We start from the raw sequence: 23,942 nt of genomic DNA, 5'->3' as shown, positions 1-23,942 counted from the left end.
TCTTAAGTGAATTTACATAAAATCAGAAAATTTATGAATTCATGCGCAGTCAAATATTCTTGAAATCTTAATTATATGTAGCTTCATTTTAATTTACTATTTAAGTATATTTACAGTTTGTAATTATGAACAAGTTTTTTTTATCCGGTTTTCTACTCCTAGCAGTTTTAACAGGTCAAATTGCTGCTGTACAAGCCCAACAAACATCATCTGGGGGGTTCGTTCCTCCCCCTGGAGGCGCTCCTAAAACAACTGTCGGTGGGGGATCTCGTCCGGCTGAATCAGCTTGCTTACAGAACTCTACAGCCACCACTCAGAAACTAACGCTATTGAGTCCTAGTAACTATATTGGCTTAACTAAGAGCGATCGCCCAACTGTTTTGATCCAATTACCCCCAACAACCGCTAAAAATCTAGAACTGAGTCTATTTGATCAGCAAATACAGGGTATTTATCAAACAGTTATAGCTGTTAATTCTGCGTCGGGAATTATGGCTTTACAAATGCCAAAAACCGCACCAGCATTGTTAGCAAATAAACCCTATTATTGGACAGTTGCACTGGTATGTAATCCGAGCGATCGCACTGAAGATTTAGTAGCAGGTGCTTGGATTAAGTACGTAGAACCTAGTACAGATTTAAAACAGCAACTGATAAAAGCAACGGTTGTTCAGCGAATAAACTTGTATGCTGAAAACGGTTTTTGGTATGAAGCAATCAAAAAACTCGTGGAACTGCAACAAGCAGAACCAAATTCTCCTGCATTAGCTCAAGTATGGCAAAATTTATTATAATCGGCTTACTTAGCTCATTATCAGCTATCATATCCCTAGTTTCTTCAAGAAGTCAGGGATCTTTTTGCTATCATCTATCCTCACAAGTTCCTCAAATCTTTTGCGTATAAGCATAAGTGTAGAACTAAGTAAGAGAGCAACTTATCTAAATTAACGAATTATGAAGATGAATGTAACTAAATACAAATAAATTCAACTTGTTTTTAACAAACAGGAATTCAGGAGGCAGAAAGAACTATTTTCAATAACTAGTGAGCTAAAATGAGGGGTATATATGTTTAACAAAGTTTTAGTTGCGTTAGATCGTTCAGATAGAAGTCAACAAGTTTTTGAACAAGCCTTGGGATTAGCAAAGTTCACATCTCCTAACTTAATGTTACTCCATGTCTTATCACCAGAAGAAGATGACATTCCTGATACGATGATTCTGTCACCGATGGATTACTATCCAGGCTGGGGTGATGAAAGCATGAAAAGATACATGGAAAAATTTGAACTTCGTAAAAATGCAGGTTTGCAAATGTTACAAACATTCTGTGCAGAAGCCAATACCGCAAACATTAATGCAGAATTTACGCAAAATGTGGGTAGTCCTGGAAAAGTAATTTGCCAAATGGCTAAAAACTGGAATGCTGATTTGATTGTAGTTGGAAGAAGGGGACTTTCTGGAATCACCGAATTTCTCATCGGTAGTGTCAGTAATTATGTTTTACATCATGCGCCTTGTTCTGTGCATATCATACATTTTCCGATTAATTCCCCAATAGTAGAAACTCAGTTAAATCAAGAATAATTACATTTATTTTCTGGTAAATAAACCACAGATTTTGGATTTTGCACACTAGTTGTACAGTCGCTCTAAAATAACACCAGAGTGTATTGTTAATTCTTGAAAAGAGGAAGGAAATAATGGAAACTTCTGTTTCAACCCCGTCTACTCATCCCAGTGGTGATAAGCGTTTGAAGATGTTAGATGCAACTATCAAACGTCATCAATATCAACAAGATGCACTAATTGAAATTCTGCATCGAGCATCTGAATTATTCGGTTATTTAGAGTTAGATTTATTGTTGTACATTTCTCATCAATTAAAATTACCACCCAGTCAAGTTTATGGGGTAGCAACTTTCTATCATTTGTTTTCCCTAGCACCCAAAGGTAAACATAATTGTGTGGTTTGTACAGGTACAGCTTGTTATGTAAAAGGCGCACAAGCAATTTTAACAAGTTTAGAAACAGCCACTAAAATTAAAGCTGGAGATACTACACCAGATGGTGAAATTTCCTTGATGACAGCTAGGTGTTTGGGTGCTTGTGGTATTGCGCCGGCGGTGGTGTTTGATGGTGCTGTTGCGGGTAATCAAACATCAGAATCAGTTTGCAAAAAAGTGGGAGAATGGCAGGAAAATGGAACTAAATGAATTATTAGAAATCGCTAGAACTGAACGTTCTCAAGCTAAACCTGTGGAGGTTCGTTGTTGTACGGCTGCGGGTTGTTTATCTTCTGGTTCTCAAGCAGTAAAAGATAATTTAGATAAATCTGTAAAAGCTGCGGGATTAGAAGATCGGGTGCAAGTTATCGGTGTGGGTTGTATGCGGCTTTGTTGTCAAGGTCCTTTGGTACAGGTAGATCAAAAAAATCCCCAGGAAAGCAAACTTTTTGCACAAGTTACTTCAGAGGATGCACCACAAATTGTTGAGGTAGTACAGGGAAAGGAAACAAATTTAAAACAACAAGATTTGCAGCAACCATTTTTTATAGGTCAGTTGCCGATTGTGTTAGAAAACAGTGGTAAAGTTGACCCAGAAAGGATTCAATCTTATATTGCAGAAAATGGTTATCAAGCCCTTTATCAAGTATTAAGAGAAATGAAACCTACAGAAGTAGTAGAAACTATTACTAAAAGTGGGTTACGGGGAAGGGGTGGTGCTGGTTATCCCACTGGTTTAAAATGGGGGACAGTGGCAAAATCCCAAGGTGAGAAAAAGTTTGTTATTTGCAATGCTGATGAAGGTGATCCCGGTGCATTTATGGATCGGAGTGTACTGGAAAGTGATCCCCATCGGGTTTTAGAAGGAATGGCGATCGCAGCTTATGCCATCGGTGCAACTCAAGGTTATATTTATGTCAGGGCAGAATATCCTATTGCTATTAAACGTCTAGAAACCGCTATTCGCCAAGCCCAACGTTTAGGACTTTTAGGTTCACAAATATTTGAATCACCTTTTGATTTTAAAGTCGAAATTCGCATTGGTGCAGGGGCTTATGTTTGCGGTGAAGAAACGGCGTTAATGGCTTCTATTGAAGGTAAACGCGGTGTCCCTCATCCCCGTCCACCATACCCGGCTGAGTCCGGTTTATGGGGCTATCCAACCTTAATTAATAACGTGGAAACCTTTGCTAATATTGCGCCAATTGTTCGTAATGGTGCAGATTGGTTTGCTGGTATCGGTACAGAAAAAAGTAAAGGTACAAAAGTTTTCGCCTTAGCTGGAAAAATCCGCAACACTGGTTTAATTGAAGTTCCAATGGGGACAACTTTACAACAAATTGTGGAAGAAATGGGAGGAGGTGTTCCCGATGGTATTGCTAAAGCAGTACAAACCGGAGGACCTTCCGGGGGATGTATCCCAGCATCAGCATTTGCTACACCTGTAGATTACGAATCTTTAACCGCGTTAGGTTCAATGATGGGATCTGGTGGGATGATTGTCATGGATCAAACCACAAATATGGTAGATGTGGCGCGATTCTTCATGGAATTTTGCATGGATGAATCTTGCGGTAAATGTATTCCTTGTCGAGTGGGAACTGTGCAACTACATGATTTATTAACTAAGATTAGTGATGGAAAAGCTGCACAAGCTGATTTGGTATTATTAGAAGAACTTTGTGACATGGTGAAACACACAAGTTTATGTGGTTTAGGACAGTCTGCACCAAATCCCGTTTTTAGTACCTTGCGTTATTTCCATGATGAGTATTTAGCATTAATCCAGTAGGGGCGAAGGTGTAGGGGCGTATCTCTAACGGGACTGGAAGCATCAGCATTCGGTGTAAGTAAGGGCGAAGCATTCGGGCGATCAATTATCGGTTTTTTCCCAGGTTTATCTTCCGAATGCTTCGCCCCTACACCAATTACTCAAATCTCAAATTGTCTGATAACGTAGCGTGGCGCAAGCCATATCAGAATGTCCAAGATTTCAGAATTTACAGGATTACCAATTACCAATTACCAAATTATTATGACTGTAAAAACATTAACAATTAACGGGGAAATGGTTAGCGCCCGTGAGGATGATACCTTACTAGAAGCGGCGCAAGAAGCGGGAGTGCATATTCCTACACTTTGTCATTTAGAAGGTGTGGGAGATGTGGGTGCTTGTCGATTGTGTTTAGTAGAAATTTCTGGTAGTAATAAATTACAACCAGCTTGTGTGACGAAAATTGCCGAAGGAATGGAGGTGACAACAAATAGCGATCGCCTACAAAAATATCGTCGTACAATTATCGAAATGCTATTTGCCGAAGGTAATCACATTTGTTCTGTTTGCGTTGCTAATGGCAATTGTGAATTACAAGATTTAGCCATAGAAATGGGTATGGATCACGTCCGGTTAGAATATCAAAATCCTATCCGTGCTGTTGATACTTCTCATCATCTTTTTGGCATAGATCATAATCGTTGTGTGCTTTGTACTCGCTGTGTTCGCGTCTGTGATGAAATCGAAGGCGCACATACTTGGGATATGGCAGGAAGAGGATCAAAATCTCACGTAATTACTGATTTAAGTCAGCCTTGGGGAACTTCTCAAACCTGTACTTCTTGTGGTAAATGTGTGAATGCCTGTCCCACAGGGGCGCTATTTGATAAAGGTTCAAGCGTCAGTGAAATGGTACATGATCGGGGCAAAATTGAGTTTTTAGTCACTGCAAGGGAGAAAAAACAATGGAATTTTTAGACACTTGGGGACTGGAGAATATTTCCAACCAATTACCGGGAGATAAATCTGATGTTACACCCTATTGGAAAAATCTTTTTACGGATGATATTACTAGGAATATTGACAATATTTATATTCCTGGGTTTAGAAAATTTCACTTTCAAGAGTGCAATTGCTGTTGTTACGCAAATAGAAGAAATACCAGGAGAAGTTCTTTATCGCTCACAAACAAAATTAGATGATCAATCAGGAAAAGTTTGGCAGGTTGTGTTATTTAAACAAGTTTATCCTGGTCAAGCAACTACAATCAATCTCCGCTTAGTTGGTTTTCCTGGTTCGGCTCAATTAATCCATCCCCAACCTTTAACAATCACCTCAGATACAGGACAAATTTGGAAAGCGGCAGATGTGTTTTTAGATGAAGCGCCAGCCCCTACAATTGGTCAATATGATTTCACAGAAATATTGCCACAATTATCTCCAGAATCGTTAACTTTAGCAATTCCTTTACCTGGTGTAAAATCTATTAATATCTCAGTTCCTAGTCATGTTGTTAAGGAATGGAAATCATTAAATTACAAATGATAACTGAAAGTAAGGGTTTAGCAAACCTAAACCCCTACAAAAAACAAATTACTAACAATCAAAAGGTAAAAAATGACTAAAATTAAATTCGCAACAGTATGGTTAGGTGGATGTTCTGGATGTCATATGTCTTTTCTTGATTTAGATGAATGGTTAATAGATTTAGCCGAACAAGTGGATGTAGTTTATAGTCCCATTGCTGATATTAAAGAATATCCAGAAGGTGTGGATGTGGTATTAGTAGAAGGGGCTATAGCTAACGAAGAACATTTAGAATTAATCCACATTATTAGACAACGTACCAAAACAATTATTTCCTTTGGAGATTGCGCTGTAACTGGTAATGTAACCGCCATGCGTAACCCTACAGGAAATGCTGATGTCAGCTTGCAGTTAGCTTATATTGAAGGTGCTGATGTTAATCAACAAATTCCTAATTCACCGGGTATTGTTCCCCCATTACTTGATAAAGTCATACCCGTTCATTATGTAGTACCAGTTGATATTTATTTACCCGGTTGTCCACCTTCAGCTCCTCGTATTCGTGCCACACTTGAACCTTTATTAAAAGGAGAAGCACCACAAATGGAAGGACGAGAAATGATTAAATTTGGGTAATTGGTAATTGGTAATTGGTAAAATTCCCACCTGTTCCCTGTTCCCTGTTCCCTGTTCCCTGTTCCCTATTCCCTATTCCCTATTCCCTGTTCCTTATTCCCTATTTTTTAAGAGGTAAATTATGTTAACATTAACAGCAGCAGATGTAATGACCAAAGATGTAGCAATGATTCGTGGTTCTGCTACAGTCAAAGAAGCAGTTGATTTAATGAAAGCTAGAGACTGGAGAGCGTTAATTGTAGATCGTCGTCATGAACAAGATGCTTATGGCATAGTCACAGAAAGTGACATTGTTTATAAAGTCATAGCTTATGGAAAAGACCCGAATAAAGTCCGTATTTATGAAATCATGACTAAACCTTGCATTGTTGTTAATCCCAGTCTAGGTTTAGAATATGTAGCAAGATTATTTGCTGATCATCATTTGCGGCGTGCGCCTGTAATTAGTGGTGAATTATTAGGAATAATCTCATTAACTGATATCTTAGCTGGAAGTAGTTCTTTAGAAAAACCTCATTCAATTCTGTTAGAACAAGAATTACAAGATGAAATTAGAAAAGCTCGGCTTGTTTGTGCAGACAAAGGTATTAATTCCCCCGAATGTGCAGCCGCTTGGGATGTGGTAGAAGAAATACAAGCCGAAATTTCTCACCAACGAGCTATGAAACCCCTAAAAACAGCTTTTGAAGAATACTGTGAAGAGTATCCAGAAGCCGAAGAAGCTAGGCTTTATGATGTTTAGGTGAGAGGAGTCAGGAGTCAGGAGTCAGGAGGATGAACAAATAATTTTCTGTTTCCTGTTTCCTGTTCCCTGTTCCCTGTTCCCTGTTCCCTGTTCCCTAATAACTAATGACTAATAACTAATGACTAATGACTAATTATGAAAAAAATCGTTATTGATCCGGTTACTCGCATTGAAGGTCACGCAAAAATTAGCATTTATTTAGACGATGACGGTCAAGTAAATGATGCGCGGTTTCATGTGACAGAATTTCGTGGTTTTGAGAAGTTTTGTGTGGGTCGTCCGTTTCCAGAAATGCCAGGAATTACGGCGAGAATTTGCGGTATTTGTCCGGTCAGCCATTTGTTAGCATCAGCAAAAACAGGCGATCAAATATTGGCTGTAACTATCCCCAAAACCGCTACAAAATTACGCCGTTTGATGAATTTAGGGCAAATTGTCCAATCTCATGCTTTGAGTTTCTTTCACCTTAGCGCCCCAGATTTATTATTAGGAATGGATAGCGAACCTGCTAACCGTAACGTATTTGGTTTGATAGCCGCAGATCCAGAATTAGCCAGAGGTGGTATTCGTTTACGGCAATTTGGACAAGAAATTATTGAGTTATTAGGAGGAAAAAAAGTACATCCTTCTTGGGCTGTTCCTGGTGGAGTTAGTGACCCTTTAACCTCAGAAAATCGCACTCATATTCAACAACGTATTCCTGAAGCTAAAACCACTGTTTTAAATGCCATAGATTTATTTAAAGGTTTGTTGAAAGATTACGAAAAAGAAGCTAAAACTTTTGGTAATTTCCCTAGTTTATTTATGGGGTTAGTTACTTCTGAAGGTTTATGGGAAACCTATGATGGACATATCCGTTTTGTGGATAGTGGAGGTAACATTGTTGCTGATAAATTAGATGCTGCTAATTATCATGAATTTATCGGTGAAGCAGTCCAAGTTGATTCTTACTTGAAATCTCCTTATTATCGTCCTTTTGGCTATCCTGATAAAAGCGATCATTGTCGTTTAGATAGTGGAATGTATCGGGTTGGACCACTAGCCAGATTGAATATTTGCAGTCACATTGGTACACCTTTAGCCGATAAGGAATTAAAAGAATTTCGCAGTTATGGAACTGATACTGTACAATCCTCATTCTTTTATCACTATGCGCGGTTAATTGAAATTTTGGCTTGTATTGAACACATCGAAATTTTACTTGATGACCCAGATATTTTATCAACTCGTCTACGTGCGGAAGCTGGTATTAATCAATTAGAAGCTGTGGGTGTGAGTGAAGCACCAAGGGGAACTTTATTCCATCATTATAAAGTTGATGAAAATGGTTTAATGGAAAAGGTAAATTTGATTATTGCAACTGGTCAAAATAACTTAGCCATGAATCGTACAGTTGCTCAAATTGCCCGTAATTTTATCCAAGGTAGTGAAATTAAAGAAGGAATGTTAAACCGTGTTGAGGCTGGTATTCGGGCTTTTGATCCTTGTTTGAGTTGTTCTACCCACGCCGTTGGACAAATGCCTTTACTAATAGAATTAGTAGATAAAGATGGGACTGTAGTTAATCAAATTTGTCGAGATTAATTATTTATATCTCCTATTCCCTAACCCTACCCCACAGGGGAGAGAAAAAGAAAAACTTTTGTTATTGAAGGGGGTAAAGGGGTTAGGTCAACTGGTGATCAATCATTAGACATCTCTGGTAAATTAGAGACGTTCCATGGAACGTCTCTACAAGGGTTTTAACCCACGCACATTTAATTTTTACCAGATGTTTATTGACTTAACAGAATAAGTAATAAACTTGCACTAATCCCGAAGCATAAGTTTTCACATCTATTAAATCTAATCTTTGCGTAATATTGGTATTCTTGCTAAATAAAGGAATACCGTCTCCTAAAATAATTGGATGGATAGCAATAATCATTTCATCCAAAAATCCCTTTTCCATAAAAAATTCGATTACCTGTGAACCACCAACTAGCCAAATATCACCACCGCTAGATCGACGTAAGTTTTTGATAAAATCCTCTAAATTTTCCCCGACAAATTTGACATGATCATCTTGTTCTCCATGCTGCATCTTGGAAAAAACAAAAGCCTCTTTACCAGGATAGGGATATTCACTAAAACCAAGAATTTGCTGATATGTCTTATTTCCCATTATTAATGTATCTATTTGGTTAAAAAATTCCGAATAACCGTAGTCTTGGTCAGTAAATAACCAATCTAAATTACCTGTTTCATCAGCAATATATCCGTCAAGACTAGAAGCAATGAATAAGCGGATCTTTCTCATGGTTTTTTTGGCTTTTAATATTAATGTTTGTATAAAAAATAAGCGGCTGATCTAGCCGCAACAGTATCTATACGGTTATTCCCTCATTTTAACACCTGCTGCAATAGCATCAAAATCTGTGGGAAAATGGGTGTTATGGTCGCAATCAGCTTTTTCTAAATGAGTTCCTTGTAAATTAGCTTGACGCAGATCCGCAGAAAACAACATCGCACCCCGTAAATCTGCATTTTGTAAATTAGCTTGACTCAAATCGGCAAAACTCAAATCACTTCCCCGCAGATTAGCACCGCTGAGGTTAGCTGCACTCAAATCAGCATAGCTGAGATCAGATCCTTTTAAATCAACGCCTTGCAGATTAGCCTCTCCTAATTCTGCTTTTTCAAAGTCTCTTTTTCCGACCGCATATTCTTCTATAATCCTAGCAGCACTATTAATTGGCTGTTGAAAATTCACTTCAGGCATAAAACAGCCTCACAATTTATCTAAATTTTTTTAGCTTGGTTGATTGCATCACACCAATTAATCATATAACCAATCATCCTCAAAAGGAACACCGTATCAACATAAATTTTTCAAAAATAGTAATTGTTAAAATATAGTATTTCCTCACAAGTTTCTCAAACTTTGGTCTTAAGCTTAAAGATATAAAGACTAAATGCCTGATTACAAATGAATATATACAACTTATAGCAATCTTAAAAATGATGTGATAGATGGATTTCCATCCCAGACACACAAGGAAATTACCAATACAAAATCTAAAATCCAAAATGGTATCAGCAATTAGTAATTAATTTAGAGAATGATAAAGTAATGAGTGGAACTGCAATGGTGATTGGTTACGGTAACGAGTTGCGTGGTGATGATGCCATTGGACAACAGGTGGCAAAAGCTATAAAATATTGGTGTTTATCTTCTGTGCAATCACTTGCGGTTCATCAATTAACACCAGAATTAGCTGAACATTTAGCAAATGCTGAGTTAGCGATTTTTGTTGATGCTTGTATAAATTCCCAATCTAATGAGGTGCAGGTGAAATCATTATTACCCTCTGACTCAAACACTATTAATGGCCATACAAGTGATCCGCGATCGCTACTTGCGCTTTCTCAAGTTCTCTATGGAAATTGTCCCCCAGCGTGGTTAATTACAGTGCCAGGAATTAACTTTGAATTGAGCGATCGCATCTCACCAACAGCAGAAAAAGGCATAGCGATCGCCCTAGTCAAAATTATCCAAATTCTCAATACCAGTAACAATCTATGGATAGATTGAGAATGAAAAATAGCTAATTGGTAATTGGTAAAAATTTTATCAATGATCAATGACTAATAACAACTAATCAAGGAGTAGTTATGACAGCATCTATCAAACAGACCACAGATAAAGCTTATGATATCTTGCAAACCGAAAGAGTCAACCCCTTAGATGCCATCTTTGCACCTAAGACTGTAGCAGTAATTGGTGCAAGTGAAAAAGCTGGAAGTGTAGGACGGACCCTATTATGGAATTTAATTACAAATCCCTTTAGCGGCACAGTTTTTCCCATCAATCCCCAAAGACATAGTGTATTAGGAATTAAAGCTTATCCTAGCATTTTTGATGTTCCCGAAAAAATAGATTTAGCTGTTATTGCTACCCCTGCCCATACAGTACCAAAAATTATTTCTGATTGCGTAGATGCAGGAATCAAAGGAGCAATTATTATTTCTGCTGGCTTTAAAGAAGCTGGTGCAAAAGGGATAGCTTTAGAACAAGAAATACTGCAAATAGCACACCGAGGAAAAATTAGAATTATTGGACCCAACTGTTTAGGAGTCATGAGTCCAATTTCCGGTTTAAATGCTACCTTTGCCAGCACAATGGCACGTCGGGGAAATGTGGGTTTTATTAGCCAAAGTGGGGCATTATGTACAGCAATTCTCGATTGGAGTTTACAGGAAAATGTCGGTTTTAGTGCCTTTGTTTCCATCGGTTCTATGTTAGATATTAACTGGGGAGATTTAATTTATTATTTGGGTGATGACCAGAATACAAAAAGTATTGTAATTTATATGGAATCCATCGGAGATGCTCGTTCTTTCCTCTCCGCAGCGCGAGAAGTAGCATTAACAAAACCGATCATTGTCATTAAAGCCGGTCGTACCGCAGCCGCAGCAAAAGCGGCCGCTTCTCACACAGGATCATTAGCAGGAAGTGACGCTGTTTTAGATGCGGCTTTTCGTCGGTGTGGAGTATTAAGAGTTAATAGTATTTCTGATTTATTTGATATGTCGGAAGTATTAGCAAAACAACCCCGTCCTCAAGGTTCACGTTTGACGATTTTAACTAATGCTGGTGGTCCAGGAGTATTAGCAACAGATACATTAATAGAAAGTGGGGGAGAATTAGCACAAATTTCTCCCGAAATAATGAATTCTTTGAATGAAATTTTACCACCGCAATGGAGTCATAATAACCCGATTGATATTTTAGGAGATGCCGATCCGCAACGTTACACAAAAGCCTTAGAAATTGCCGCCACAGATCCAAATAGTGATGGTTTGTTAGTCATTCTCACACCTCAATCTATGACAGATCCTACCCAAACTGCGGAACAATTAAAACCCTATTCGCAAATGTCCAATAAACCGATTTTAGCTAGTTGGATGGGTGGTACAGATGTAGCTGCGGGAGAAGAAATTCTCAACCGTCAAGGTATTCCTACATATCGTTATCCCGATACAGCCGCGCGGATATTTAGTTATATGTGGCGGTATAGTTATAACTTACAGGGTATTTATGAAACTCCGGTATTACCTACATCAGACTGTAATAGTAATACTCGTGATTGTGCATTGGTTGAAACCATTATTAACGATGCTAGGAAAGCAGGAAGAACTATTCTCACCGAATTTGAATCTAAGGAAATCTTAGCAGCTTATGGTATTCCTGTCGTAGCTGGAAGTATTGCTAAAAATGTAGAAGAAGCGGTAGAATGTGCTGAAAAAATCGGTTATCCAGTGGTTTTAAAATTATATTCCCAAACCATTACCCATAAAACAGACGTGGGAGGTGTGCAGTTAAATTTGCGAAATCCTGAAGCTGTAAAAAAAGCATATTCTTTAATAGAAACTTCGGTATTTGAAAAAGCAAAACCTGAAGATTTCCTAGGTGTAACCGTGCAAAAAATGGTGAAAACCAGCGGTTATGAATTGATTATTGGTAGTAGTTTAGATCCGCAATTTGGACCTGTATTATTATTTGGTGCTGGAGGAGAATTAGTAGAGGTTTTTCAAGATAGTGCAATTGCCCTTCCTCCCTTAAATACTACCCTAGCAAGAAGAATGATGGAACAAACTAAAATCTATAAAGCCTTAAAAGGTGTGCGGGGTAGAGAAAGTATCAATATGGCTGCTTTGGAGGAATTGTTAGTAGTATTTAGTCAATTAGTTGTGGAACAAAGAGGGATTAAAGAAATTGATATTAATCCTTTATTAGCTATTCCTCCTACTCCTGATCATCCTGGTGGTTTAATAGCATTAGATGGGAGGATAGTTTTACATCCTGTTGAGGTGGAAGATCATCAACTACCGAAATTAGCCATTCGTCCTTATCCTCACCAATATGTAAGTAATTGGACATTAAAAAATGGGACACCAATTATTATCCGTCCCATCCGTCCTGAAGATGAACCATTGATAGTCAAATTTCACAAAACACTATCAGAAGAAAGTGTGTATTTACGTTATTTTCACTTAATTAAATTAAGTCAACGTATTGCCCATGAACGACTAACTAGAATTTGTTTTATTGACTATGATCGAGAAATGGCATTAGTCGCAGAATATGAAAACCCCGAAACCAAAGAAACGGAAATTTTAGCGGTGGGAAGATTGAGTAAATTACATGGCAATAATGCTGCCGAATTTGCTATGCTGGTGGGCGATCGCTTTCAATGTCAAGGCTTAGGAACAGAATTACTCAGGAGATTAATAGAAGTAGGTAAAAATGAAAAAATCTGCTGTATCTCTGCTGATATTTTGGCTGATAATTTAGGAATGCAACGAGTGTGTGAAAAACTCGGGTTTAAAATTTCACATACTAATGATACAACAGTATTGAAAGCAGAAATCGATTGTTAGCATGAGACTCCCGATTTCTTCAAGAAGTCGGGTAACTTATCTAGTACAGCACGGCGTAAATAAACCAACCATTCTCAATCGCTAAAAAGCTGACGACCGAATATTTTTGACTTTTGATTTTTGACTTCCGCGAAGCGGTACTAGGGGTATTTATGGTGTTTCTGGAAACGTTTGCACCTTGCCATCTGGACTTAAGACAACTCGAAGTTTGAGATTTTGTCCGTTTTTATTCAGAGAAACAAAGGGTTTACCAATTTCTGGTATACCAGTTTGATCAACATATTCTCTAGCGGCTTTATTCAAGGGCAAAATACGTTCAATAGTGCCGTCAATACCCAACATCAAACTATACTCTAGTGTTTGGGAAAATTTTGCAGGTGGTCGCCAATTTTTTTGCAAAAATGCTCTAGCTTCTGCCACTTGAGGTACATCAAATGATGCGTTTTCCTTGGCAGCAACTTCCGTAGGTAAGGATGTTTGTTTTGCCGATCGCAATTTTGCCACTAAATCATTTTTATCGGAAAAGGAAGGAGTTGCCGAATTAACACCTTGCTCTAATTGCTGTGACTCTAATTGAGAGGATATTTGGGGAAGAATCTGACTTTGAATGTCATTAGGCAAAGTAGAAACAGACTTAGGAATAGAGGAGATATTACTGTTACTTCTAGAAGGTAAATTTTGACCTGTAGTCCAAGGAATATTAGTTTGGTTAATTACACCTGTAGAGTTTTGTTGAGAACTAGATATTATTGATGGAATTGGATTATTAGGAGGAAGGGGCTTAATTGGTCGTGGTATGTTAACTGTAGCTGGGACAGTGGAATTAGGAAAAGAAAGAGGTTTTGGATCTAAAGTGATATCGGCAGGTGGAGCGGGAGGATCTAAATTAGGTAGCTGTATAATATCATTACCACTAGGGGGTGAAGGTAAATTATTGGGGGAATTCAGTTGTGCTTGAGGACTGGTTAAATTAAGAGATGGTGTTGGTTCGAGAGCAACTTTTTCTGTAGCTGAAGTTGGATTTTTAGCTGTTTTCTCGTGATTTTCCTTGATGTTATTGGCATATTGCCAGGTTAAAGGAGTTAAACCTACAGCTAATGCTAACATTGCCGCTATAGGTGTCCAAGCAGGAAACCTGGAAATAGAATTCTCACTTTTAAGATTTGGTAATGTGATGACATCGGTTTTGTATTCATCTAAGGCAGTTGCCAAATCGAATAGTTGCAACAGAGTAAGTTGAATTATAGGTCCTGATTTTTGGTTTGCTAGAGAACCGAGATATAGTTTATGAGTTAAATGATCACTGGATTCTAAATAAATTGTTGCCTCTAGAATTCCCATACTAGAAGAGTTTATGGTTTTAGATGATGATGGAGTAGAGTCAACATCTTTTAATTCTGGCTGCTCAGATATTGTGTTTAATTGTGATGATTCTAAAGAAGTCAAACAAAAGCTATCTGCTGATTTTTGGAGAATTTGCTGAACGTAGTTGGTGACAGCATTAGACAAAGCTTCTAGTTGATCGCGATCGCCCTGAATTGGTACTTTACCTTCTTCTGGTAGTGCCGGATCATCAAAGTGAAGTTTAAAATCTAATTGATTGAGGACAGTTTGCCCCATCCAACGTGATAAAGGTGAGCTTTGCGCCAAGATTTCTAATGTGCAAGTGGGGGGAGTGTAGCGACGAATTACAGAATTTGATCCAGGCATGGCAAAAATGGCAATGGGGACAAAAGAGAATTTTGGATTTTGGATGAGTATTTCCAATCTAAAATCTAAAATCTAAAATTGTTTGGTGGAACGATCCAATAATGTTAACCACAAGCGGCGGTGTCCATTAGGGGAACTATAAAAAAGTAAATCTATCAGCAGTTTTACTGCTAAGTTGGTCAACAAATCGGTAGAGATTTTTTCATCTTCTTCCATCCGTTCTTGATAGGTGTTGCAGAAAGCATCAATATAATCTCCCAGTAAAGCATTTTGATGAGGTTCCTGGTTGTTCGCGGCTATTTTTTCTAATAGACCAACTGCACGGCGAATTAACTCTTGATGTTGTTTGGCAAGATAGCAGGTAATCATCACCAGGGATTTTGCCTCTTCCACGTCTAGTTTTTTTCGCCCTCCTTGACCTTTGCGGATGGGGTTAGATTGCCGTAGTCGCCATAAGGCCACTCGATCTGGTACTTTAGACTCTAACTGGAGATTAATTGCCGCAGACAGCATAGCTTCAGATCCAATGTCAGTTAAAGTTTCTAGTGCCAATAACACCAAATCTAACTGGGTTTTAATGTTGTCCCATTGAACTGAGTTTGGAGGCGAAAATTGTTTTAACTCCTCCCACTGGGAATTCGATGTGGCTAAATTGGCGGCCGATTGCATAACTTTTAGCATAGGTGATCAGGGGAATAAAGGCTGTTGCTGTTACCCTTTTTGAAACAAACCATTAAGCTTGAAAATTGCTTTCTTGTCATATAGCTCTAAATCAGTTTAATAAACAACAGTTGTCTTAGTTTTACTTTAGATGAAAATTTCTTGTCTCAATATGAGGCTTTGGTGAAGACTGGGGACTGGGGACTGGGGACTGGGGACTGGGGACTGGGGAGAAAAATTTTAGATTTTAGATTGGAGTTAACAAAAACAATCCAAAATCCAAAATCCAAAATAAATAACTCCTGTCACCTGTCACCTGTTCCCTGTCACCTATTCAACATGAGCAATAGTGACACCACTACCACCATCGGCTTGTGCTGCTGGTTCGTGGTGACTGACTCTGGGGTGTTGATGCAAAAATGCGTTGACTCCCTGTTTTAGCTTACCAGTACCGTGACCATGAATAATCCACAATGGTCCATCAGTTTCAGAAATGGCTTTATCTAAGATATATTCGGCATCAGCTACTCGTTTTCCGCGTAAATCAATGGTATTTTTTGAGGTGCGAATGGCTAAAGCTGGTTGTGGTGGTGGGGTAACTGCTGGTGTTGCTTTGGGTTTGCTGATGGGTTCTGGTTTTTGCCCGTCTAAGGATTCTACATCTTGTAATTGCACTGTCATTTTCATGATGCCAAAGCGCACACTGAACTCTCCATCTGTATTAGGGGCGGTTAACACTTCCGCTGTTTGCCCTAATTTGGGGATACGGATGCGATCGCCTACTTTGGGCATAAACCCTGGTTTGGCTTTGGGTGGTGGTGCAGGTTGATATTTTTCGGTAATTTCACTTAATGATTTAGTAGCTTGCTGGGCATCTTGAGCGGTGGTTTTTCCTTGTTGCAAACGCCGAATTACTTGGGCAATTTCTCCTTTGGCTTGGATAATTGCTTGCTGTACTGCGACTTCTTGAGAAGCACGTAAATCTTTTTCTCTTTCTTCCAAAGCTGTGGCTTTTCGAGAAACTTCTTTGTATAATTTCTCGGCTTGCTTTAATAATTCTTGAGCTTCAGCGGCTTTGGTTTCTTGACTGCGACGTTGTGCTTCTAAACCAGCAATTACCTGATTAACTTCGTCCGTGGCTTCTCCTACTTGGCTTTTTGCTGCTTCTACCACTTCTGGTTTTAAGCCTAAGCGCAAAGCAATAGTTAAGGCATTAGAACGTCCAGGAATACCCCACAACAGCCGATAAGTTGGTGAAAGGGTGGCTTCGTTAAATTCTACTGAGGCGTTTTCAAAGCGAATATCATCATATTTTAAAGCCTTCAATTCTCCAAAGTGGGTGGTAGCAATAGTTAACTGAGCATGATCAGCTAGATATTGCAGTAATGCGATCGCTAAAGCACTACCTTCCACCGGATCAGTACCCGCACCCACTTCATCAAGTAAAACTAGGGATTGGGGATTGGGGATTAGGGATTGGGGATTGGGGATTGGGGACTGGGGATTGGGGATTGGGAAAGAATTTTCTCCCCTGCTCCCCCGGTCAGCGTCAGAGATTCCTGCTTGTCTGACTTCATGTTCCTCTGCTCCTCTGCTACCTGCTCCCTGTTCCTCTGCCTTTTCTTCTTCCCAGTCACCAGTCACCAGTCCCCGATCACCAGTCCCCAAAGCATTTAAAATCCGACTAATGCGGCGAATATGCCCGGAAAAAGTAGATAAACTTTGTTGTAAAGATTGTTCATCCCCAATATCGGCTAAAACCTGGTCAAACCAAGGCATTTCTACTGGTTCACGCGCAGGAACAAATAAACCCACTTTAGCCATTAAGGCAGCTAATCCCAAAGTTTTCAAAGTTACAGTTTTACCACCAGTATTTGGTCCGGTAATTGTCACTACTTTGATGTGGGGACTAATGAGTAAATCAACGGGAATTACTGGATGTCCTTGTTCATGCTGTTGTTGCCAAACTAACAAAGGATGCCGTAATTGCCGCAGAGTAATTATTTCCTGTTCTTGACGATTTACGAACCTGGGAGGATTTGCACCTATCCAGAAACTATACCTAGCTTTGGCTGTAGCTATGTCTAAGGTGGTGACAATTGCTAATAACTTTTCTAAATCAGGTTTAACTGCGGCGACTTGCTCTGTTAAATGGCGACGAATGATTTCTTCTTCAGCTTGTTCTCTTCTGATAGCTTGGCGCAGTTGGTTGCCCATCGGCACAATGCTATTAGGTTCGATATACAAAGTTGCGCCGCTGGTGGATGTGTCGTGAACAATACCAGGAATTGCATCTTTTTGTGGTGATTTTACAGGGATTACATAGCGATCGCCCCTTTGGGTGATAATCTGCTCTTGTAATGCTCCCGATTTTACCTGAATGATATTTTGCAGTTTACGAGTAATTTGACTGCGTAATTTTCGCAAATCTTCGCGAATTTCCCCTAATTTATGACTAGCACGGTCTGTAACTTGCGCCCGTTCATCAATACAACGGTGAATTTCTTGCTCTAGTTCTGGGTAAGTCCGCAACTCGGCGACTAACTCAGTTAATATGGGTACATCTTCCTGATTATCAATCAACCGACGTAAATTTCTCGCACCGGACAGGGTTGTAGCTATTGCTAACAGTTCCTGCCCAGACAAAATCCCTTGCAGTTCTGCACGTTCTAGGGAGTCGCCAATATCTTGAATACCTTCAAAGGATAACCCAGGCGTAAGCCGACTTTCCAGTTGATAGACTTCTTTAGTTTGCGCTAACAACTCTGTACTTTCCGCTTGAGTTGTCGGGATGGGCAAGGCACGGGCAACCATCGCCCCTAACTTAGTTGCCGCAAAGGTGGAAAGGTGCTGGCAAAGGCGATGCCATTCTAGTAATTCTAAGGTTTCAGACTGGATCAAGGCTTCACTATCTAATCTGAAACTATGGTAACAATTCTGGTTGCAAGAAAGTGAAGTTTTTGAGAATGAAATTTTTATGGCTCTTGTTTTCTTTTAGAAGCGTTGCATAAAATTTATCTACATCTTAATACGCTTTCATTATTTAATCAATTTCACTAATCCATGTTTGAATTGCACTAAGTAAAGTAGGTTGATTTGGTGGAAACCCTTTTAATGGTGCTTCTAGAGGTTGTTTTGTGATCAAAGCAATATGAATTTCTCCCGCATTTGCTAACTTACGACAGATATTAATTAGCGTTTCCTTTGGTTCAATTTCATTAAATACCAAAGCTAAGAATTGTTTTTGTAAAACGTCCTCTGTCATTTCTAAAAGTTCTCGTTCCAAATCTGCTACATCTGAGATTTTTGGTATATTTTTAGCAGGTAAATTTAATCCTTCTCTCCAAATTCTCGTACAGAGTAATTTTACTAATTCATGTTCGTTATCACTAAGTTGAATATTTGCTGTGTTGATGATGGAAATACAGGCAGTTTTTTGAGTAGGTTCGAGTTGGGAAAGGAGAGAATGGGTATCTATAAATTGGTTTTCTAGGTTTTGAAGTGGGGATGGTTCACCGTGCCAAGCGCGGTAAAAATCAGGATAAGTCATGTTTTGAGCGCAATGCCATACAATGTCATAAATATATTGATAGCGAAAATGCTTATTTTCTAATTCATATGATAAATACTCTTGTAAATCTACAATATCAGGTTTGAACAGTTTAACAATAGCCATTAACTGGGAGATTTTTCTTGTGTTTTTTAACTGCTCAGTGACGCTTACAACTACAAACCAATCTTCAGAGTTTTGAAGTTGATCAATTAATTCCCTAAATCCGAGGGCAGAAAAATCAAATAATTCTAAATTTTTATTTATCTCTAATTCTAAATTAGTTTGAGATGGATAATTAATAGTATTTGATGATTTAATTATATGAACTAATTTGTTAACAGCTTCACTTTGATATGGCTTAAGCTTTGAAGTAACTTTAGCGGCAAGAATTGTTTTTATGATTTTATTACCAACTCCAATCCGGTCTAAAGTATTAGCAATGTCCCAGCGAACACGTGAATCTGAACAATTCTCAAGCAATTTAAGTAAATGATTCTTTATTTTTTGTACTGATATTTTATCTTGTATTATCCTTCTAGCTTCCTGGACAAGTGGTCGTAAGAAAAAGCACCAATGTAGCTGCCGATTGTCAAAATAACCAAAAGCATACTTAATAATTTTGGCTATTATGATCTCAAAGTCGATTTCTGAATAATCTCTATATTCTTGAATACATTCCACTGCCAAAAATTCTGTTTTTAATGAGTAAAATCCTCCACAGCTATCTTGAAAATTTAACAATTCAGATACAAATTCTCTTTTTAAAATTTCTGGTATGTTCAGCATCCCTAACCATAATAAAATTACTTCCTTCCATTTTGATTCAAAAATTCGGTATATTCCTTTTTCTGGATTATTAGGAATATGATTTAAAAAATAACGCCAATCATCAATCGCTAAAGCTGCAAAATATTCCTGAAAATTAGGATGAAAGAAAGCATAAACAGCTTCTTCACTACTTGCATCTCTATCTACCAAATTTAACCAACCTACATCACAAGCTAAATTAAATAAATCTTGACCCATTTCTTGAACTGCTAAACTTTCATTTAGACGAAATCTAGCATCACTGTTAATTCCTGCTAAAGCTAATCTACCTAATGCTTGATGTAATTCTTGTTTTAAAGTATAGGTTAGATTTTGAGGTACTAATTCACGCTTCCAATAATAAAGATGACGAGTGTATAAACCAAAAAGTTCTGCTTTAGTTTCTGGTAAATCACTATGCTTACTTTGATAAAAAATCTGACACAAAAGAGATAATCGTAAAGGATTAGTAACTAATTCATAAACACGCTCTTTTCCTGGTTCTCGTAATTTTGCCTTTAGTTCATCACCACGCTGTATTTTATCCTCATCACATTTAAACCATTCTTCAATAAATTTATCAACATCTTCAGGTTTAAATTGCTGAGTTTTATAGGTATCAAAACCAGGTAATTCATTATTAGTAAGACTTGCATCCCAAACATTTAACCGACAAGTCAAAACTACTCGCGCTTGTCCTAACCAGTCTGTCAGTGCTTGAGAAATTTTCCTTAATGCTTCTCCTGGTGAAAATTCTCCCATTTCATCCACACCATCTAACAGCAACCAAACATCACTTTTATAAAAGCGTGACTTTAGCTGTTCCTCTATTTCTGAAGTAGGCTTAAAATCTTGATTAACTAATCTCATTGCATGAGGTAGCCATTTTTCGAGTAGATATTGTTCTAATGTCATCTTTTCCAAGCTACCAAGAGATATAAAAATGGGTAACTCTTTATTTTCTTGTTTGATATATGAAGCAACAGCACTTAATAAAGTTGTTTTACCTGCTCCCGGTTCTCCAACTATAGCGATATGCTTGTTTTTCCCAGTAGGATTTTGATTTATTACCTGTTCTAGAAAATCATTATGTTCGTAAATTTTAGCAATGACTTCTTTTTCTAACTGATAAACGTCTCTTCTATCAACATCCTCATCTCGTCGTTGTTGCTGTTTGCGTTCTACTAAACCAAGTGGTACAGGTGGAAAATCTAACTCAAATCCCATTGCTGAAGCTTTCCGTCTGATTTCTTGTTGTTGGTTTTCTAGTTTTGTGTGACAGACTTGTAACCAGTTAACATCATTTAAAATGGGTATTTGAATATTAGGATTTTGTTGTAACTTCAACCATTCATTAAATTCTTCATTCCATAACCAATTAAAAGCCTTTTCCCAGGGTGATTCACCTTTAGAACTTGCTCCTCGTCCAGATTTGTGAAAACCTAGCTGCTTGCAAATTTCACGTAAATATTTGCGCTGTGTAGGAAATTGATATTCCTCGATATTCATCTGTCTAAATATCTCTGTATCTTTAAGTTCGGCGTTTTGATAATCAAATCTAGAAAAGAATAGAGTTCTCTGTTGTTTAACAATTCCACGTTTATCAGCAGCTTGTTCTAGAAACAATCTTCTTATTTCGGGTGTTACGTCAATTAGTTCCATAATAGACATTGTTACTACATATACATGAATTCAGCATAACAAAAAATAATATTATCTGGCAATATTTTTTGATGAAATTGAATATTTTTATTTAATTGATATTAATTTGATATTTAATTGATATTTTTTGGATATTTTATTAATTTGTGACTTTTGTAATGATGAATGAGTCGTAAAAACTGAGGGTTTATTCAGATATGCTACAACCTAAACTCAACCTTCTCTCCAACCACTATGCTAAACTTATCAAAGAAAACGGTATTGAATATCTCGAAGATAGTCGTAATATTCGGCTTCCTAGCATCACACCATACAAAATGAGCGGAATTGATCGTGAAATTACCCTAGAATCCAGAACCAGTCTTATTGAAAAACATCTTCCTGGAACAAAAAAATCCCAAAGAGAACTTGAAACCGAAGGAATGGCTTTTCTCTTCAACGATGAACAAACAATGGAAAGAGTTGCATCGGAAATAAAACTTAGAGGAGAACCTACAGGAATAGAAGATACAGAAGATAAATATGAGCGATATGGATTATATTTTGCCGAACAAATTGGTTATATACTAAAAGCAGACGGTACTCGAATCCCCCTGCATTACGGTGAAATAAAAATTAAGAAAACTACAGGCAAATATCATGTCATACCTCGCACAAAACCCCGTACAAGCTACTGAAATCACTCAAACATCAGACCAAGAAACTGAATGGGAGTTTGCAGAAATTTGGGTAGATACTCTAATATCTCCTCCTTATATTCTGATGTTAGTCAAAGAACAATCAGGAAAATTCTGTATTCATAACCCTGCACAAAACTATAAAATTATCTTTAGCAGTGACAATTATGAAGCCGCTAAAATGTGGCTACTAGAGGATGAATATGAAAGATTGAATAGTCGTATTTTACAAGAAGATTCTGATGATGAAGATTGAAAGAGAAAATGAATCTCTGGTTACAACAAAATACTGAGTAAAAAACCTAAAATCTGGAAAGTGATTACGTCATAACTTTAGATTACTATTCACTTCCATGTTGTTGCGTCAAAATACAAGAATTTCCAGTAAGTAAGTTCTGTCAGCTTGATTTTATTTAAAGAGACTTTGACTAAAACGCCTCTTTTAGAGAACTTTTTTCTCTTTTCGCTTGTCTTAACAACTCTCCATGAATGCTATACAATTTTAACAAACAACTTCTAATTTCTATTTCGCTGGGAGCATTACGGTAAGGTTCAAATAGACAGCTTGTAACTGCCATTCTGGCTAATAATCCTAATTCGGATTTTTCAGATGAGGATGTTGTAGGAACAAACCAAACATCAATTTCCTGAACTTCGCTTTTTACATCCTTGCTGGTTTTGACATTACCTAGAGAGGTTAATAATTCTTCTAGATATTCTTTGGCAAATTGGTCATGAGGTTGTCGTGTCATGAAATTGATTAAGACCCTGGCATTTATTAAATTTATTAGTTTATATATAGTTTAACTTAATATGGTTTGAATGGGTAGAGGTTAGCATTGCTAAACCCCTACAAAAATTCATCTGGATCAGGATTTTCGTTAATTTCTGTCACCTTATTTATCAAGAGTCAAACTTTAATTATCTATTTTGTTAATATTCTTAATCTTAATAAAGTTAAGTTGTTAATAAAGTTAATTAATCCTAAAAAATCAAAAAAATAATATTGACATCTCTCTAGAGAAGAGAATAAGATATATTCAAACAAGAATATAAAAATACCTGCTACATATCTTGCAGGAAAAAATATGCTGTTTAGTCCAGCTAACTTACCTTATTGGATTTTCCTGATCACAGGAATACTACTTTTTTTGTTCATGATTCTCATGGGAGGGGGAGAAGCAGAATTAGATGCAGATGCAGATTTAGATGTGGAAACAGACAGCGATGTGAGCTTTGGAAACTTTCTCGGATGGGCAGGTATTGGTAAAGCTCCATTGTTGTTATTGTTGGCCACAGATTTAAGTCTGTGGGGTGTCATTGGCTGGATGTTAAATGTTTGGATCGGTGACATTGCGGCCAATCAACAAATTAATTTAACTGGGATAACTATCTTGTTTATTTCCCTAATTATCAGTTTATTCATGGGTAGATTGATAGCTGAACCAATTGGTAAAATGTTTGCTGAATTTAGTGAAGATGCCAGTAGCGATCGCCTAGTTGGTTGCATTGGTAATGTTAATTCTGTCTATATTCCTGCGGAAAATTTAGGCAAAATTGGTCAGGTAGATATTCTCGATCCCAAAGGTAATTTTTTGACTATTAATGCTGTTATCCCAGATTGGGCAACTATCGCACCACAACGGGGAGAAAAAGTGATAGTAATTGAACTTAAACAGCAAATTTATCTAGTAATTGCTAAAGACAGCGTAGATGAGGAACATTGGTTAAATAGCTCAAACTCTAAAAATTAAATTTAGTT

General features: G+C 37.7%; 20 protein-coding genes and 1 pseudogene. 14 read left to right on the top strand and 7 right to left on the bottom strand.

What is annotated here, in order from left to right; genetic code table 11:
- Nucleotides 1-125 precede the first annotated feature (125 nt).
- The 9 genes from VB694_RS04495 to VB694_RS04455 all read left to right on the top strand — a co-directional run bounded on the left by VB694_RS04495 (nt 126) and on the right by VB694_RS04455 (nt 8,272).
- The gene (locus tag VB694_RS04495; protein ID WP_323359115.1) at nt 126-794 is read left to right on the top strand and encodes a DUF928 domain-containing protein; all 669 of its coding nucleotides are present in this window, start codon (nt 126-128) and stop codon (nt 792-794) included.
- A gap of 274 nt (nt 795-1,068) precedes the next feature.
- Entirely contained in the window at nt 1,069-1,587 is a 519-nt protein-coding gene (locus tag VB694_RS04490) for a universal stress protein (protein ID WP_323359114.1), read from the top strand.
- Nucleotides 1,588-1,703: 116 nt separating this feature from the next.
- Nucleotides 1,704-2,216, top strand: coding sequence for a bidirectional hydrogenase complex protein HoxE (hoxE, locus tag VB694_RS04485; protein ID WP_323359113.1), 513 nt, complete (start codon nt 1,704-1,706; stop codon nt 2,214-2,216).
- Nucleotides 2,203-3,798, top strand: a complete 1,596-nt coding sequence (locus VB694_RS04480; RefSeq protein WP_323359112.1) for a NuoF family protein — start codon at nt 2,203-2,205, stop codon at nt 3,796-3,798. The genes hoxE and VB694_RS04480 overlap by 14 nt, the downstream gene beginning before the upstream one ends.
- A 243-nt stretch (nt 3,799-4,041) precedes the next feature.
- Nucleotides 4,042-4,758, top strand: coding sequence for a bidirectional hydrogenase complex protein HoxU (hoxU, locus tag VB694_RS04475; protein WP_323359198.1), 717 nt, complete (start codon nt 4,042-4,044; stop codon nt 4,756-4,758).
- Nucleotides 4,759-4,809: 51 nt separating this feature from the next.
- Nucleotides 4,810-5,325: a DUF3122 domain-containing protein gene (locus VB694_RS04470; protein WP_323359111.1), complete on the top strand. Its 516-nt coding sequence runs from the start codon at nt 4,810-4,812 to the stop codon at nt 5,323-5,325.
- 72 nt (nt 5,326-5,397) lie between these two features.
- Nucleotides 5,398-5,943, top strand: a complete 546-nt coding sequence (locus VB694_RS04465) for an oxidoreductase (RefSeq protein ID WP_323359110.1) — start codon at nt 5,398-5,400, stop codon at nt 5,941-5,943.
- Nucleotides 5,944-6,064: 121 nt separating this feature from the next.
- Nucleotides 6,065-6,685 (top strand): CP12 domain-containing protein, encoded by a 621-nt coding sequence (locus tag VB694_RS04460; RefSeq protein WP_323359109.1) that lies wholly within the window; start codon nt 6,065-6,067, stop codon nt 6,683-6,685.
- 138 nt (nt 6,686-6,823) lie between these two features.
- Nucleotides 6,824-8,272 (top strand): Ni/Fe hydrogenase subunit alpha, encoded by a 1,449-nt coding sequence (locus tag VB694_RS04455; RefSeq protein ID WP_323359108.1) that lies wholly within the window; start codon nt 6,824-6,826, stop codon nt 8,270-8,272.
- Between the two features lie 199 nt (nt 8,273-8,471).
- On the opposite strand, the gene VB694_RS04450 is transcribed toward VB694_RS04455, so the two are convergent.
- Both VB694_RS04450 and VB694_RS04445 read right to left on the bottom strand, forming a co-directional pair.
- Entirely contained in the window at nt 8,472-8,987 is a 516-nt protein-coding gene (locus VB694_RS04450; protein WP_323359107.1) for a dihydrofolate reductase family protein, read from the bottom strand.
- 75 nt (nt 8,988-9,062) lie between these two features.
- Nucleotides 9,063-9,449 carry a pentapeptide repeat-containing protein gene (locus tag VB694_RS04445; protein WP_323359106.1) on the bottom strand — a complete coding sequence of 129 codons (387 nt, stop codon included), beginning with the start codon at nt 9,447-9,449 and terminating at the stop codon, nt 9,063-9,065.
- Between the two features lie 351 nt (nt 9,450-9,800).
- Here VB694_RS04445 and VB694_RS04440 point away from each other — a divergent pair, with 351 nt between their 5' ends.
- Together VB694_RS04440 and acs are read left to right on the top strand one after the other, a co-directional pair.
- On the top strand, nt 9,801-10,262 hold the full coding sequence (locus tag VB694_RS04440) for a hydrogenase maturation protease (protein WP_323359105.1): 462 nt from the start codon (nt 9,801-9,803) through the stop codon (nt 10,260-10,262).
- 80 nt (nt 10,263-10,342) lie between these two features.
- Entirely contained in the window at nt 10,343-13,111 is a 2,769-nt protein-coding gene (acs, locus tag VB694_RS04435) for an acetate--CoA ligase alpha subunit (protein WP_323359104.1), read from the top strand.
- 150 nt (nt 13,112-13,261) lie between these two features.
- On the opposite strand, the gene VB694_RS04430 is transcribed toward acs, so the two are convergent.
- The 4 genes from VB694_RS04430 to VB694_RS04415 form a co-directional block, all read right to left on the bottom strand.
- The gene (locus VB694_RS04430) at nt 13,262-14,821 is read right to left on the bottom strand and encodes a DUF4335 domain-containing protein (protein ID WP_323359103.1); all 1,560 of its coding nucleotides are present in this window, start codon (nt 14,819-14,821) and stop codon (nt 13,262-13,264) included.
- A gap of 72 nt (nt 14,822-14,893) precedes the next feature.
- Nucleotides 14,894-15,502, bottom strand: a complete 609-nt coding sequence (locus VB694_RS04425; RefSeq protein ID WP_323359102.1) for a DUF3038 domain-containing protein — start codon at nt 15,500-15,502, stop codon at nt 14,894-14,896.
- Between the two features lie 309 nt (nt 15,503-15,811).
- On the bottom strand, nt 15,812-18,382 hold the full coding sequence (locus VB694_RS04420; RefSeq protein WP_323359101.1) for an endonuclease MutS2: 2,571 nt from the start codon (nt 18,380-18,382) through the stop codon (nt 15,812-15,814).
- Nucleotides 18,383-18,524: 142 nt separating this feature from the next.
- A complete protein-coding gene (locus VB694_RS04415; protein ID WP_323359100.1) occupies nt 18,525-21,512 on the bottom strand; it encodes an NACHT domain-containing protein in 2,988 nt (995 codons plus the stop codon).
- A gap of 188 nt (nt 21,513-21,700) precedes the next feature.
- On the opposite strand from VB694_RS04415, the gene VB694_RS04410 reads away from it, so the two are divergent.
- Nucleotides 21,701-22,180 carry a DUF6972 family protein gene (locus VB694_RS04410; RefSeq protein ID WP_323359099.1) on the top strand — a complete coding sequence of 160 codons (480 nt, stop codon included), beginning with the start codon at nt 21,701-21,703 and terminating at the stop codon, nt 22,178-22,180.
- The gene (locus VB694_RS04405) at nt 22,143-22,436 is read left to right on the top strand and encodes a hypothetical protein (protein WP_323359098.1); all 294 of its coding nucleotides are present in this window, start codon (nt 22,143-22,145) and stop codon (nt 22,434-22,436) included. Before VB694_RS04410 ends, VB694_RS04405 begins: the two co-directional genes overlap by 38 nt.
- Nucleotides 22,437-22,617: 181 nt before the next feature.
- On the opposite strand, the pseudogene VB694_RS04400 reads toward VB694_RS04405, so the two are convergent.
- Nucleotides 22,618-22,932, bottom strand: a pseudogene (locus VB694_RS04400) (hypothetical protein); the annotation flags it as partial.
- Between the two features lie 336 nt (nt 22,933-23,268).
- Here VB694_RS04400 and VB694_RS04395 point away from each other — a divergent pair.
- Nucleotides 23,269-23,934 carry a DUF1449 domain-containing protein gene (locus VB694_RS04395; RefSeq protein WP_323359097.1) on the top strand — a complete coding sequence of 222 codons (666 nt, stop codon included), beginning with the start codon at nt 23,269-23,271 and terminating at the stop codon, nt 23,932-23,934.
- Nucleotides 23,935-23,942 lie beyond the last annotated feature (8 nt).

Origin of the sequence: Anabaena sp. UHCC 0451 (assembly GCF_034931405.1) — a bacterium.
GTDB lineage: Bacteria > Cyanobacteriota > Cyanobacteriia > Cyanobacteriales > Nostocaceae > RDYJ01.
This window is presented reverse-complemented; position numbering and strand designations above follow the sequence as displayed.

Coding starts and splice junctions, on each gene's coding strand:
- hoxU (WP_323359198.1), top strand. CDS start 4,042: ATGACTGTAAAAACATTAACAATTAACGGGGAAATGGTTAGCGCCCGT.
- VB694_RS04455 (WP_323359108.1), top strand. CDS start 6,824: ATGAAAAAAATCGTTATTGATCCGGTTACTCGCATTGAAGGTCACGCA.
- VB694_RS04490 (WP_323359114.1), top strand. CDS start 1,069: ATGTTTAACAAAGTTTTAGTTGCGTTAGATCGTTCAGATAGAAGTCAA.
- acs (WP_323359104.1), top strand. CDS start 10,343: ATGACAGCATCTATCAAACAGACCACAGATAAAGCTTATGATATCTTG.
- VB694_RS04495 (WP_323359115.1), top strand. CDS start 126: ATGAACAAGTTTTTTTTATCCGGTTTTCTACTCCTAGCAGTTTTAACA.
- VB694_RS04395 (WP_323359097.1), top strand. CDS start 23,269: ATGCTGTTTAGTCCAGCTAACTTACCTTATTGGATTTTCCTGATCACA.
- VB694_RS04410 (WP_323359099.1), top strand. CDS start 21,701: ATGCTACAACCTAAACTCAACCTTCTCTCCAACCACTATGCTAAACTT.
- VB694_RS04470 (WP_323359111.1), top strand. CDS start 4,810: ATGTTACACCCTATTGGAAAAATCTTTTTACGGATGATATTACTAGGA.
- VB694_RS04430 (WP_323359103.1), bottom strand. CDS start 14,821: ATGCCTGGATCAAATTCTGTAATTCGTCGCTACACTCCCCCCACTTGC.
- VB694_RS04450 (WP_323359107.1), bottom strand. CDS start 8,987: ATGAGAAAGATCCGCTTATTCATTGCTTCTAGTCTTGACGGATATATT.
- VB694_RS04460 (WP_323359109.1), top strand. CDS start 6,065: ATGTTAACATTAACAGCAGCAGATGTAATGACCAAAGATGTAGCAATG.
- VB694_RS04425 (WP_323359102.1), bottom strand. CDS start 15,502: ATGCTAAAAGTTATGCAATCGGCCGCCAATTTAGCCACATCGAATTCC.
- VB694_RS04480 (WP_323359112.1), top strand. CDS start 2,203: ATGGAACTAAATGAATTATTAGAAATCGCTAGAACTGAACGTTCTCAA.
- VB694_RS04440 (WP_323359105.1), top strand. CDS start 9,801: ATGAGTGGAACTGCAATGGTGATTGGTTACGGTAACGAGTTGCGTGGT.
- VB694_RS04445 (WP_323359106.1), bottom strand. CDS start 9,449: ATGCCTGAAGTGAATTTTCAACAGCCAATTAATAGTGCTGCTAGGATT.
- hoxE (WP_323359113.1), top strand. CDS start 1,704: ATGGAAACTTCTGTTTCAACCCCGTCTACTCATCCCAGTGGTGATAAG.
- VB694_RS04465 (WP_323359110.1), top strand. CDS start 5,398: ATGACTAAAATTAAATTCGCAACAGTATGGTTAGGTGGATGTTCTGGA.
- VB694_RS04415 (WP_323359100.1), bottom strand. CDS start 21,512: ATGTCTATTATGGAACTAATTGACGTAACACCCGAAATAAGAAGATTG.
- VB694_RS04405 (WP_323359098.1), top strand. CDS start 22,143: ATGTCATACCTCGCACAAAACCCCGTACAAGCTACTGAAATCACTCAA.